Below are 12,143 nucleotides of genomic sequence, written 5' to 3' on the forward strand. Positions count from 1 at the left end.
CTGCTCGCATGCTGTCCCGGTGAGGGGGTAATGTTCGCCGGCGACACGACTGTGGGGGTCGTGTGGTCGCATCCTGCTGTGGCGGGGTGAGACGCGCGAGATGTCAAGGGGGGATTTCATGTTCGACCGTGAGGGTCTGCGCGTGCGCGAGCACGAGTTGCAGAATCAGATCGATTCGATGCTGGCCACGCTCGACCGGCAGACGCAGGATCTGCATGCCGCTCAGCAGCAGGTGGCGCAGCTGCGGGTGAGTGGGGCGTCGGCCGACGGACTGGTGCAGGTGGTGGTGAACTCGGTGGGCGGCGTAGTGGACGTGCACCTCGCCCCCGACGCGTTCCGGCGGTCGACTCCCGAGTCGCTGGGGCATGCGATGACCGAAGCCGCCCGGCGGGCGGGCGAGGCCGCGCACACCGAGTCGATGCGCATCATGGGATCCATCGTGTCCGCGACCGAGACCCTGCCGGATCTGCCGGACCTCGTTCCCGGTGCTCCGAGCCTGCGGGACTTCCTCCCGCGCCTCGAACCCGACGTCGGCGGCGTCCCGGCCGATCGGGAACCGGACCCGGATAATCCCGACGACCCGCGGTGGAATCGGCCGGTCCTGCGGGACGGATGGCAGTGAGCGCGCAACTGTGGGTGGACCCGGCGCATCTGCGCAGCGTCGCGCCCCGATTCGAGGCGCTCTCGCAGCGGATGGCAGAGGTCGCCGCCGCGCTGCATTCGACCCTCGAGGCCGAGGGGGAGTGCTGGGGCGGCGACGAGACCGGGACGACGTTCGCGAGCGGGTATCTGGCGTCGGCGGACGTGGCCGGGCGGTCGCTGGGGTTCGCGGCCGGGGCGCTCGCCGCGCTCGGATCCAGGCTCAGGAACACCGCCGACTCGTTCGACGACACCGACCGCGGCACCGCATCCAGCCTCGCCGGGCTGTTCTGATGGGCATCGAGGTTCCGGGCAGTGTCCGGTGGCTGGCGGAGAAGGTGATCGGGGCGGACTGGCCCGACGCGGACGAAACGGCGATGGAGCGGCTCGGGCAGGGGTGGAAGGACGCCGGAGCCTCGCTCGACGACATCATCGAGGAGGCCGACGCCGCCATGCGGTCGGCGATGTCCGGGGTCAGTGGTGACGTCGACACCGCGATGGCGCAGCAATGGGCGCGGATCGGTGCGGACGGGGCGCTACGCGAGTTGTCGGGGTTGCTCCACGAACTCGGCGACACCCTCGACTGGTCGGCCGACGACGTCCGGGTCGCGAAACTGTCGATCATCGCGGCCCTGGTGGCGCTCGCGGCCGAACTCGTCGCGGTAGCCGCGGCCAGCGCGATGACGTTCGGTGCGGCGAGCCCGGCCGCATTCGCGGCGGAAGCGGCCACACAGGTCACCGTCCGGATGATCATCCGGCAGCTGATCACCTCGATCCTCACCCGCGCCGCCGTGGGCGCTCTGAAGGGCGCGGCAGGGACGGCGGCCATGCAGGCGACGTTGGAAGCCGGCCTGCAGTGGTTCGAGAAGGAACACGGGCGGCGCGACAGCATGGACTGGGGCAACGTCGCCGAAGCGGGCGGCAAGGGAGCGGTTCAGGGAGGCGTGAAGGGGGCGGTCAACGGTGCGTTCGGGCTGAAGCTCACCGACCCTCGTTCTCAGTTCGGGGGCATGCTCGGCTCCTACGTGCAGGAGGAGACCGTCGGCACACCGAGATTCAGCGACGCCGTCGTCGACGAGATGCTGGACCGGACCGGACTCGATGACGACGTCCGGCGTGCCTACGACGAGATCGACGGGCGTCTGCCGTGAACGGGGACAGCCATAGCTTCTGCCGGGAGACCGTCATGACGGTGAGACCGACATGACGGTGGATTCACGCCGGGGCGTACCGAGCAGGCACGGCGTGCACGGTGACCCCCGCTACCCCTCGCCCCGCAGGCTGCGGCGGGCGACCGCCTTCGCGATCGACTGGCTCCTCCATATCGGCGTGGCGATCGGGGTGTCGGCGGTGTGCGAGGCATTTCCGGAACTCACGCCGTGGTCTTTCGCTGCGGCAGTGTCCTCCTGGATTGCAGTGTCGTTCGTGCACCGAACCGTTCTTCAATCGGTGTTCCATACAACGGCGGGGAAAGCACTGTGTGGACTGTGCATCCTGAAGTCCGACGGATCGTGGCCAAGGTTCGGCTTTCTCACGAAATGGTGGGTGATCGGGGCATTCGCGACCGTTCTCGTCGCCTTTTCCGGCGCGGGTGGCGACAGTGACGAGGAGGACGACTGGTTTCCTCCGGTCGTTCGGCTCCGAGACGTCCGGCGCCTGCACGTCACCTAGAGTGGGGTGACACTACCCGCCCACGCGAGGAACAGCCGCAGTGACTTTGCCTGAAACACCCCCGTACCGTGTCTTTCTCGTCGATGATCATGCCGTTTTCCGTTCCGGTGTCCGCGCCGAGCTCGGCCGGGAAGCGGACATGGAGGTGGTGGGCGAGGCGGGCGGTGTTGCGGAGGCGGTGTCCGGCATCAACGCCACGTCACCGCACGTCGTGCTGCTCGACGTCCATATGCCCGACGGCGGCGGTGTCGCGGTGCTGCGGGGCATCGAGTCGGGTCCGGTGTGCCTGGCGCTGAGCGTGTCCGACGCTGCCGAGGACGTGATCGCCGTGATCCGCGCGGGCGCCCGCGGGTACGTCACCAAGACGATCTCGGGCGCGGAACTGGCCGACGGCGTGCGCCGGGTCGCCGGCGGTGACGCCGTGTTCAGCCCGAGGCTCGCGGGATTCGTGCTGGACTCCTTCACCGGACGTTCCAATGCTCCTGAGCCGCAGCTGGATCCGGAGCTGGATTCGCTGACGCCGCGGGAGCTGGAAGTGCTGCGGTTGCTCGCACGCGGTTACACGTATCGGGAGATCGCCGAGGAACTGGTGATCTCGGTGAAGACGGTCGAAACGCACGCGTCGAACGTGCTGCGGAAGACACAGCAGTCCAACCGGAATGCGCTCACGAGGTGGGCGCATCGCCGGCGGATCGACTGACCTCCCGGGGTGTCAGGGCTGGGCGAGGAGGACGATCACGGCCACGAGCACGGCCAGGATCAGGATCGCGACCATGACACCCATGGCGATCGGCGCCCACGCCACCACCTGATCGCGGACAGTGGGGGCCGGCGAACCGGGAGCGGGTTTCGTCGGGCGCGGCGGCCACTGCAACCGGCCGAGCGGACGCGGCACGTTCTTGAGCGGTGTGCTCTGATGCACCGCGGGCAGACCGGCCTGGGTGGAACTCACCAGTTTGCTGCGCCGGCGTGAGTCGGGCAACGGCGTCGAGCGGTGTGCCCACGCTGGGATGGTGCCGTCTGCGGAATAGACGGGCGAGCCGACGAGGTGCGCGACGTTTCCGTCCCCGGCCATGGCCACCCGGGCCAGGGCGTCGCGGGCCTCGGCCATCGTCGGACGACGCGCCGGGTCGGGCTCGAGCAGGTGCAGCAGCGTGTCGGTGAGCGGCCCGGCCTTACTGGGACGGTAGATCTCGGCCTTCGCGACCCGGTGCAGGAGTGCGATGGAATCGGAGTCGATCCCGAACGGCGGCTGGCCCTCGACGACGGTGTACAGCGTGGAACCGAGCGAGAAGACGTCGCTCGCCTCGGTGGGGTCCTGACCGCGGGCGACCTCGGGGGAGAAGTACGCGGGTGTGCCGGTGATGACCCCGTTCGTGGTGTCGGCGGAGTCTCCCTTGGCGCGGGCGATGCCGAAGTCGCTGATCTTGACGGTGCCGAGTTCCCGGCCGCGGTCGGCGACGAGGATGTTGCCCGGCTTGATGTCCCGGTGCACGATCCCGGCGGCATGGGCGGCCGTGAGTGCGTCGGCCACCTGCGCGCCGATCTGGGCGACCTCGAGCGGGGGCAGTGTGTCGGCGATGTTCATCGCCTGGGCGAGGCTGCGGGACGGCAGGTACTCCATGACCAGCCAGGGCTCGCCTGCCTCGAGTGCGACGTCGTACATCGCGATGGAATGGCGGTGGGCGAGTTTGGCGGCGTTGCGACCTTCCCGCATGGTGCGTTCGCGGACACGGCGGGCCTCGTCGGGGTCGAGTCCGGCCGTCGTGGTGACCTGTTTGATGGCGACGTCGCGGTGCAGCAGGGTGTCCCGGGCGAGCCAGACCGCGCCCATTCCACCGCCGCCCAGTTTGGACCGCAGGCGGTATCTTCCGGCCACCAGGTATTCGGGTCCGATGCCCCTTTCGCTCTGCTCCTGCTCCATCACGCGTTCAGGTTAGAGGATTGTGCGGACACGAGATGTGCGACGGTCCTGACCTGGCCATTCGGGGTCCACTTGACGGGCCACCACCGACCGGCTTTACTTGAAATGAGTTCGAAAATACGTTCGAACAAAGCGTCTGTTCGAGCCGCGTCTTCCCCGTGGTTGCCGACCGCTGTTGGTGCCGAGTGTCAGGGGTGTCGAGTTGGCTGAAGTGGCCGGCGAGCCGGGGTTTCCGGTGCCGGGGTCTCCCGAGTTGTCCGGGCTGTCCCGGCAGGAGCGTCTGGACTACCTCCGACGACGGATGGCCGCTGTTCCCGCGCGCGGTGAATCGGTGGCGAGCCGCGCCCCGGTGGAGAGTACGTTCCCCACGACGGGTACTTCCGCAGCACCCGATTCCCATGCTGCCGGGGTACTCCCGGTTCCGGCTGCGCTGGCGGAACTCCTTCCCCGAGGCGGGCTGGTGCGCGGTTCGGTGGTGTCGGTATCGGGTGCCACGTCGCTGCTGCTGGGGTTGGTCGCGTCCGTGACCGCGGGCGGCGGACACGTCGCGGTGATCGGGCATCCCCGGCTCGGGGTGCTGGCAGCGGTCGAGATGGGGGCGCAGCTGGAACGGCTGGCCCTGATCCCCGACCCGGGCGCTGATCCGGTGGAGATCGCCGCGGTGCTGCTGGACGGAATGGATCTGGTGGTGCTCGGACTGGGAGGGGCGTCGGTGGCGCCGTCCCGGGCGCGTGCGGTGGTGGCCCGGGCCCGGAGCAAGGGGTCGACCCTGGTCGTCACGGACGGGCACTGGGACGGCGCGGAGATGCGGCTGGAAGCCCGGGTGCACGGTTACGCCGGACTGGGCAACGGATCTCAGGACCGGGGATGCGGGCGGTTGCGTTCTCTCAGCCTGGCGGTGTGCGCCCGGGGGCGGTCGTTCCAGCCGCGCACCACCCGGCTGGACGTGCGGTCGGCGCAGGGCCGGGTGGAATGGGTGAGCACTCCGGAACCGGTGGCATCCCTCGAGGCCGCCCCCTTCCCGGAGCCGGTGGAGGTGGTGGGTCTGTGAGCCGGGTGCTGGCGTTGTGGTGCCCCGACTGGCCCGCGGTCGCGGCGGCCGCCTCCGCGGACCTCCCGCCGACGCATCCGGTAGCGGTGACGTCGGGCAATCGGGTGATCGCCTGCTCGGCGCCGGCCCGCGCGGACGGGGTGCGCAGAGGGCTGCGCCGCCGCGAGTCCCAGGCCCGGTGCCCCCGGTTGCACGTGGTGGCAGCCGATCCCGACCGCGACGCGCGGCTGTTCGAGCCGGTCGCCTCGGCCGTCGACGCGGTGGCGCCCGGTGTCGAGGTGCTGCGACCCGGGCTCGTGGTGCTGTCCGCTCGGGGCGTCGCCCGGTATTTCGGTTCGGAGGAAGCCGCCGCGGAACGGTTGGTGGACCAGGTGTCGGCGGTGGGGGTGGAGTGCCAGGTCGGTATCGCCGATCAGCTGTCCACGGCCGTGATCGCCGCGCGCAGAGCAACTCTCGTGCCAGCGGGTGAGGGGGCCGCCTTCCTGGCGCCGCTCCCGATGCGGGAACTGGCCGCCGAGCCGAGCCTCGCGGCACCCCACCGCGGTGAGCTGGTCGATCTGCTGCACCGGCTCGGGTTGCGCACGATCGGTAGTTTCGCCGCGCTGTCGGCGGGCGATGTGGCTTCGCGGTTCGGAACCGATGCGGTGCTGGCGCATCGGGCCGCGCGGGGTGAGCCGGAGCGTCCCCCGTCGGGGCGGTCGCTGCCTCCCGACCTGGAGGTCGAGGAACGGTGCGATCCCGTCATCGAACGGGTCGACGCCGCCGCCTTCGCGGGGCGTGCGCTGGCGGAGAAGCTTCATCGCACACTGTCGGACGCCGCGGTGGCCTGCACCCGGCTGGCGATCTCGGCGAGCACCGGCAACGGTGAGCAACTGTCCCGGATCTGGAGATGTGCGGAACCGTTGACGCCGGAGGCGACGGCGGACCGGGTGCGGTGGCAGCTGGACGGGTGGCTGACCGGGCGCAGCGAGAAGCGGCCCACCGCCGGTATCGCCGTCCTGCGACTCGAACCGGTGGAAGTGGTGGCGGCCGGAGCCTTGCAGCTGGGTCTGTGGGGTGGGGTCGGCGACCAGGACGAGCGGGCCCGGCGGGCTCTGGTGCGGGTGCAGGGCCTGCTCGGTGGGGAAGCCGTGCAGGTGGGTGTCCTCAGCGGTGGGCGGGGCCCGGCGGAGCGCATCACGTTGCTGCCGTTGGGCGACGAGTTGATTCCTCGCAACGATCCGTCGGAGCCGTGGCCGGGCACGTTGCCGGAACCGGCGCCTGCCGCAGTGCTGACCGCGTATCCGGAGGTGTGGATGTCGGACGAGCGGGGTATGGCTGTGACGGTCACGGAACGGGGTGTGTTCAGCGCGCCTCCCGCGCGGTTGCGGTGGGGGAGCCGAGAGTGGGCGGTGTGCGGATGGGCCGGACCGTGGCCGGTGGACGAGCGGTGGTGGGACCCTCCGGCCGCCCGGACGGCGGCCCGGGCCCAGGTACTGCTGGAAGAGTCGCGGGCGCTGCTGGTGATCTGCACGGCAGGCCGTTGGTCGGTGGAGGGAATCTATGAGTGACACGGAGCGGGACACGCTGCACCGCAGGGTCGTCGTCCAGGAATTGACGAGCCTCGACGGGTTCGTCGCCGGGCGGTCCGGCGAGCTGGACTTCTTCGATGCGGTGCCGGATTACGGTGAGGTGGACCGGTACAACCTCCGTCTGCTCGCCGACACGGACCTCGCCCTGCTGGGGCGCAAGACGTATCAGATGTTCTCGGACTACTGGCCCACCGAACAGGCTCAGGGCGAGGTCGTGGCCGAGACCGTCAACGCGATCCCGAAACTCGTGTTCTCCTCGACGCTGGACAGTGCCCCGTGGGGGGATCGGGAGCCGGCGCAGCTGTGGTCGGGCGACGCCGTCGAGAGGGTGCAGCAACTCCGGCAGGAGCCGGGGGGCGACCTGATCTTGTGGGGAAGCATCACCCTCGCAAGATCGCTGCTCGCCGCCGAGCTGGTCGACGAAATCCAGTTGCACGTGGTGCCGATCCTGCTGGGACAGGGACGCAGGCTCCTCGACGAGGACACCGGGATGCATGCGCTGACGTTGCTGGAGTCGAAGGGTTACGACTCCGGGATCGTCACGTTGCGCTATCGGGTGGGGCGGGCGGCGTAACCCGCCCAGCCGATCTCCCTTGCGAACCGACCGTTCGAAATGCTTTGCTGTGCAGAGGGTCGCGTGCCGGTGGCGGACAGCGTCAGGCATGGAGGCCGGCCACGGCTGCATCGTCGGGCTCGTGGCATACCTCGAAAGGGTCGACTGTGCCCATTTCTTTCAACTGAGCTATCAGCGGGATCCTGGCCGTTCAGGGCACGGGAGGAAGCTGATCTGTGGTGCGGGGGTGTTTCGGGTGGATGTAGGTGTGGTTGGCGGGTCGGGTCGTTTCTGGTTGGTGATGTATTCGGCGATGAGCGACAGCGACGCTTCGCCTGCGGACGCAGGCGAAGTAGGAGCGACTAGAAGTGGTTGCCCTGCAAGTATTTGCGTATGTGTTCGGGGAATTCCTGCCGCAGGCGGCGGGCGAAGACGCCTTTGAGGCTGTTGACCTGGGTGGATCAGTAGGTGCGCTCGGTGTCGCCGTCGAATTCGGTGAGGTGAGTGTTGCCCCGAACTTGTCGTACCCCTCTGTCATGATCTGTTCACACATCGGGTCGGTGAAGGCTAGTCGACTAGGGGAGGCGGTGGGTGCGTGGTGAGAAGGGTTGTCGTGGTCAAGCTCGTACCCACTGCGGATCAGTTCGCGGCGCTGGAATCGACGTTGGTGTTGTGCAACGAGGTTGCCAACGAGGTGGCCGGGTTGGCGCAGTCGAGGGAACTGCGGTCGCGGCGGGCGTTGCAAGTCGCGCTGTATCCGATGGTGAAGGCACGGGGGCTCTCCGCACAGCCGACCTTGCATGTTCTGCGGAAAGTGGCCGACGCGTACACCACCCGGCAAGCGAACCTGGCCAACGGAAACTACGGTCGGCCGGGGTCGACACGGTATACGGCGGTGGCGGAGACCGCGGTCGCATTCCGGCCGCACGCCGCCCAACCGTTCGACGACAGATGCCTGTCGTGGCAAATGGATTCCTCGACCGTGTCGATCTGGACCACGGCGGGCCGGATGCGGGGTGTGCGGTTCGTGTGCGCGCCGTGGCAACACACACTCCTCGCGGACCGGAAGGGCGAAACCGACCTCGTGTACCGCGACGGGCTTTTCTACCTGCATGCCACCGTCGACGCACCCGCACCGGAACCGGCCCCGCCGCCGGATTCCGCCGAAGGCTGGTTGGGTGTGGATCTGGGGATCGTGAACCTCGCCGTCACCACCGACGACGATCCCGCAGCCCTCGACGTGCGGTGGTCCGCCGGGGCGGTGACGGCGCGCCGGAAGAAGAACGCCGCCCTGCGCGCGAGTGTGCAGCGAGTCGGCACGAAATCAGCGAAACGGAAATTGAAGGCACGGCGACGAAAGGAACAGCGGTTCGCCACCGACGTCAACCATCAACTGTCGAAGATTATTGTTGCCAAGGCACAACGCACCGGTCGTGGGATCGCGATGGAAGACCTGTCGGGTATCCGCGACCGGGTACGGCTAGCCCGACGGCAGCGGACCCAATTGCACTCCTGGGGATACGCTCAGCTACGAGCGCAGATCACCTACAAGGCCGAGATGGCTGGGGTGCCCGTCGCTGTCGTCGACCCCCGGAACACCTCGCGGACCTGCTCGCAATGCGGGTACTGCGACAAAGCGAACCGGGTCTCGCAAGCAACGTTCCGATGCCGACACTGCCAGTGGACCGGTCATGCCGACCACAACGCGGCCCGCAACATCGCTGCACTCGGACATCGCACGTACAGGGCCGCCCAATCAACCGCGCCCATAGCAGCCACCCCTCCCGCAGCCAGTGGGAACGTGAGCAGCAAACCCGGCCCTTCGGGGCCGAGTAGTTGATCCACACGATCGTCGCCGCCAAGAACAAGCAGGAGTCGGCGACATTCTTCACCACGTTGTTCGGACTGCCGGACGCCGTGCCTGCCGGCCATTTCCTGGCGGTCGCCCTCGACAACGGGGTGTCTCTCGACTTCGCGGAACCGCCGATCGAATTCCAGCCGCAGCACTATGCGTTCCTCGTGGGCGAGGACGACTTCGACCGGATCTACGGTCTGATCGTCGAGTGGGGTCTCGATCACTGGGCGGATCCGCGGCAGACGCTGCCGGGCACCATCAACACCAACGACGGCGGGCGAGGCGTCTACTTCCTCGACCCGTCCGGTCATTATCTGGAGATCATCACCCGCCCGTACGGGTCGGGTCGGTAGTTCGCGGCCGGGGTGTCCGTACTCGCTAGTCTGGATTCTCGTGGAGACGAGCAGGACTACCCCGACGCGCGCCGGTATCGAGATCGCCTACCGAGACAGTGGCGAGTCCTCGGTGCCGGGGTCGTCGGACGTCCATCCCGTGCCGGTGGTTCTGGTGCACGGGATGGGCGGTGACGGCGGTACCTGGGACCGATTCGCCCGCGCACTCGTCGCCCGCGGGCGACGCGTCCTCGTCCTGGATCTGCGGGGGCACGGTCGCAGTGCCCGCGCCGGGTCGTATCTGTTCGAGGAGTTCGGTGCCGACGTGGTGGAGGTGTGCGACAACCTCGGGCTGACGAGGGTGGATCTCATCGGGCATTCGCTCGGTGGTCATGCGGCGTCGCTCGCGGCTCAGGCCTCTCCCGGGCTGGTTCGCCGGCTGGTGATCGAGGAGGCGCCGCTCCCGTTGCGTCCCGGTGACCCGGAACAGGTCTTCGCGAATCGGCTGCCGTCGCTGTCGGAACTGTGGCACGCAACGACGAGCCTGATCCGGCATCCGCGGGCGGTGTTCGCCTTCGATCGGTCGATGACGGGTTCGGCGCTCGAGCAGTTCCGCCGCCCGGATCCGTTGTGGTGGGACAGATTGCCGGACATCGAGGCCGACACGCTGATTCTGCGGGGCGGTACGGGCGGAATGGTGGATCCGCGCAGACTCGAGTCCGCGGTGGCGGCGATACCGAATTGCCGGGTGGTGGTGTTCCGCAGCGGGCACAGCATTCATCGCGACCGCTACGACGACTTCGCGGCGGCGGTCCTGCCGTTCCTGATGAAGCCCGAGAAGAGCTGACAAAAAGTCCGAAAATGTAAACCGTGACGGCTTCGGCAGGACTAGCGTGGGAACCGAAGCGGGGGCTCGGAACGAGACGGTAGTCACGACGAGCGACCCGAAGCTGCGGGGCGTCCGACGACGTCTTCCGCACGTCCGGAAGAAGGCCAACGATGTCGACACTCACGCCCGGGCGCCCCTACGCGCCCGGCAGGCAAGGGTTCAGCTCGCTCCGCGCGGGGGGCCTCAACTGGGACGCGTTCCCGCTGCGGCTGTTCACGAAGGGCAACGCCAAGTTCTGGAACCCCACGGACCTCGACTTCGGCGGGGATGCGGAGGACTGGGAGGGGCTGAACTCGGAGCAGCAGCGCAACTCCACGTATCTGGTCGCACAGTTCATCGCCGGTGAGGAAGCGGTCACCGAGGACATCCAGCCGTTCATGAAGGCGATGGCCGCCGAGGGGCGCTTCGGGGACGAGATGTACCTGACGCAGTTCTGTTTCGAGGAGGCCAAGCACACCCAGGTGTTCCGGTTGTGGATGGACGCGGTGGGCCTGACACGCGACCTGCATCCCTTCGTCGCCGAGAATCCGTACTACCGGCAGTTGTTCTACGAGGAGCTGCCGGGATCACTGAAAGTGCTCGAGAGCGATCCCAGCCCGGCCAATCAGGTGCGGGCCAGCGTCACCTACAACCACGTCATCGAGGGCAGTCTCGCACTCACCGGGTACTACGCCTGGCAGAAGGTGTGCACGACGCGCGGGATCCTGCCGGGGATGCAGGAACTCGTCCGCAGGATCGGCGACGACGAACGACGCCACATGGCGTGGGGGACGTTCACCTGTCGCCGGCACGTCGCCGCCGACGACAGCAACTGGGACGTCGTCCAGGAGCGGATGGCGGAGCTGATGCCGTTGGCCCTGGGCATGATCGACTGGGTCAACAAGCAATTCGAGGTCCAGCCGTACGGGCTCGACGACCAGGAGTTCATCGCGTACGCCGCAGACCGGGCGCAGCGCCGGCTGGGGGCGATCGAGTCTGCGCGCGGACGCCCGGTCGAGGAGATCGATCTGGATTACTCACCCGAGGCCCTCGAGGAGAAGTTCGGCGAGGAGGATGCCAAGGCGATGTCCGAGGCCGCAGGCTGAGGCACGCGTCGCGGTGCGCGGGCTGAGGCACAGCGCGGTGGCAGATGGCAGGATCGGCTCATGGCGCTCTCCGCACTCGACCGCAGACTCATCGGCTGGTCTGCAGCATTCGTGATCTCGCAGGCAAACATCGTCCGGCTTCTCGGTCCGGTGGCACCCCGGCTCGCCGACATCCAGACGGCCCGGTCCGCCCGGTCCTACACGGCGATCCTCGACGGAATGACCGCCACCGACACGGCACGCTACCGCAGCCACTACTACCCGGACTTCGTCCATCCCGTGATCTACGCGGTCGCGTTGCGCACGGGCGCACGACGTCTGGCGGAGCTGACATCACTCTCGGCGAGAACGCAGAGGGTGCTGGCGGCGGCCCCGGTGATCTCCGCGGTGGGCGACTACGCCGAGAACGTCGTCGGGCTGTACCTGCTGTCTCATCGCGAGCACATCACCGATGCGACTGTGTGCACCACCAGTGCGGTCAGCGTCACCAAATGGGTGCTGGCGCTCGGGACGCTCGGATATCTCTCCCAGGGATTCGTCCGGGTCTGGGCGGGACAGCTGTTCTCCCGCTAG

14 protein-coding genes are annotated in these 12,143 nt (G+C 68.3%); 13 read left to right on the forward strand and 1 reads right to left on the reverse strand.

Annotated features, from left to right (window positions below; all coding sequences use genetic code 11):
* The first annotated feature begins 118 nt into the window (after nt 1-118).
* From FND50_RS13555 to FND50_RS13575, 5 genes are read left to right on the forward strand one after another with little or no spacing between them, the layout of a single operon-like run.
* Nucleotides 119-622: a YbaB/EbfC family nucleoid-associated protein gene (locus FND50_RS13555; RefSeq protein WP_144286098.1), complete on the forward strand. Its 504-nt coding sequence runs from the start codon at nt 119-121 to the stop codon at nt 620-622.
* Nucleotides 619-933, forward strand: coding sequence for a WXG100 family type VII secretion target (locus tag FND50_RS13560; RefSeq protein WP_144286099.1), 315 nt, complete (start codon nt 619-621; stop codon nt 931-933). The genes FND50_RS13555 and FND50_RS13560 overlap by 4 nt, the downstream gene beginning before the upstream one ends.
* A complete protein-coding gene (locus FND50_RS13565) occupies nt 933-1,790 on the forward strand; it encodes a hypothetical protein (protein ID WP_144286100.1) in 858 nt (285 codons plus the stop codon). The genes FND50_RS13560 and FND50_RS13565 overlap by 1 nt, the downstream gene beginning before the upstream one ends.
* Before the next feature lie 52 nt (nt 1,791-1,842).
* Nucleotides 1,843-2,310 (forward strand): RDD family protein, encoded by a 468-nt coding sequence (locus FND50_RS13570; RefSeq protein WP_144286101.1) that lies wholly within the window; start codon nt 1,843-1,845, stop codon nt 2,308-2,310.
* A 40-nt stretch (nt 2,311-2,350) separates the two neighbouring features.
* Nucleotides 2,351-3,010 carry a response regulator transcription factor gene (locus FND50_RS13575; protein WP_015889975.1) on the forward strand — a complete coding sequence of 220 codons (660 nt, stop codon included), beginning with the start codon at nt 2,351-2,353 and terminating at the stop codon, nt 3,008-3,010.
* Nucleotides 3,011-3,022: 12 nt separating this feature from the next.
* Here the strand turns inward: FND50_RS13575 and FND50_RS13580 are convergent, their stop codons facing one another.
* Nucleotides 3,023-4,234, reverse strand: a complete 1,212-nt coding sequence (locus FND50_RS13580; protein ID WP_005257120.1) for a serine/threonine-protein kinase — start codon at nt 4,232-4,234, stop codon at nt 3,023-3,025.
* A 211-nt stretch (nt 4,235-4,445) separates the two neighbouring features.
* Between FND50_RS13580 and FND50_RS13585 the strand changes: the two genes are divergently transcribed.
* From FND50_RS13585 to FND50_RS13620, 8 genes are all read left to right on the forward strand, one after another.
* Entirely contained in the window at nt 4,446-5,285 is an 840-nt protein-coding gene (locus FND50_RS13585; RefSeq protein WP_186301328.1) for a hypothetical protein, read from the forward strand.
* Nucleotides 5,282-6,835, forward strand: coding sequence for a DNA polymerase Y family protein (locus FND50_RS13590; protein WP_144286103.1), 1,554 nt, complete (start codon nt 5,282-5,284; stop codon nt 6,833-6,835). Before FND50_RS13585 ends, FND50_RS13590 begins: the two co-directional genes overlap by 4 nt.
* A complete protein-coding gene (locus FND50_RS13595) occupies nt 6,828-7,430 on the forward strand; it encodes a dihydrofolate reductase family protein (protein ID WP_144286104.1) in 603 nt (200 codons plus the stop codon). Before FND50_RS13590 ends, FND50_RS13595 begins: the two co-directional genes overlap by 8 nt.
* A gap of 592 nt (nt 7,431-8,022) precedes the next feature.
* Complete coding sequence (locus FND50_RS13600; protein ID WP_260850981.1) at nt 8,023-9,249, forward strand: RNA-guided endonuclease TnpB family protein; 1,227 nt, start codon at nt 8,023-8,025, stop codon at nt 9,247-9,249.
* Complete coding sequence (locus FND50_RS13605) at nt 9,246-9,617, forward strand: VOC family protein (protein WP_043793368.1); 372 nt, start codon at nt 9,246-9,248, stop codon at nt 9,615-9,617. The genes FND50_RS13600 and FND50_RS13605 overlap by 4 nt, the downstream gene beginning before the upstream one ends.
* A gap of 40 nt (nt 9,618-9,657) precedes the next feature.
* Entirely contained in the window at nt 9,658-10,443 is a 786-nt protein-coding gene (locus tag FND50_RS13610; RefSeq protein WP_144286105.1) for an alpha/beta fold hydrolase, read from the forward strand.
* Between the two features lie 152 nt (nt 10,444-10,595).
* Nucleotides 10,596-11,570, forward strand: a complete 975-nt coding sequence (locus tag FND50_RS13615) for a R2-like ligand-binding oxidase (protein ID WP_144286106.1) — start codon at nt 10,596-10,598, stop codon at nt 11,568-11,570.
* A gap of 60 nt (nt 11,571-11,630) precedes the next feature.
* Nucleotides 11,631-12,143 carry a hypothetical protein gene (locus tag FND50_RS13620; protein ID WP_144286107.1) on the forward strand — a complete coding sequence of 171 codons (513 nt, stop codon included), beginning with the start codon at nt 11,631-11,633 and terminating at the stop codon, nt 12,141-12,143.

This window comes from Rhodococcus sp. WB9 (genome assembly GCF_007558985.1).
Lineage (GTDB): Bacteria > Actinomycetota > Actinomycetes > Mycobacteriales > Mycobacteriaceae > Rhodococcus_F > Rhodococcus_F opacus.

Excerpts from the sequence above, each read along its gene's own strand:
- FND50_RS13570 (WP_144286101.1), top strand. The coding sequence starts at position 1,843 with ATGACGGTGGATTCACGCCGGGGCGTACCGAGCAGGCACGGCGTGCAC.
- FND50_RS13595 (WP_144286104.1), top strand. The coding sequence starts at position 6,828 with ATGAGTGACACGGAGCGGGACACGCTGCACCGCAGGGTCGTCGTCCAG.
- FND50_RS13615 (WP_144286106.1), top strand. The coding sequence starts at position 10,596 with ATGTCGACACTCACGCCCGGGCGCCCCTACGCGCCCGGCAGGCAAGGG.
- FND50_RS13565 (WP_144286100.1), top strand. The coding sequence starts at position 933 with ATGGGCATCGAGGTTCCGGGCAGTGTCCGGTGGCTGGCGGAGAAGGTG.
- FND50_RS13555 (WP_144286098.1), top strand. The coding sequence starts at position 119 with ATGTTCGACCGTGAGGGTCTGCGCGTGCGCGAGCACGAGTTGCAGAAT.
- FND50_RS13620 (WP_144286107.1), top strand. The coding sequence starts at position 11,631 with ATGGCGCTCTCCGCACTCGACCGCAGACTCATCGGCTGGTCTGCAGCA.
- FND50_RS13580 (WP_005257120.1), bottom strand. The coding sequence starts at position 4,234 with ATGGAGCAGGAGCAGAGCGAAAGGGGCATCGGACCCGAATACCTGGTG.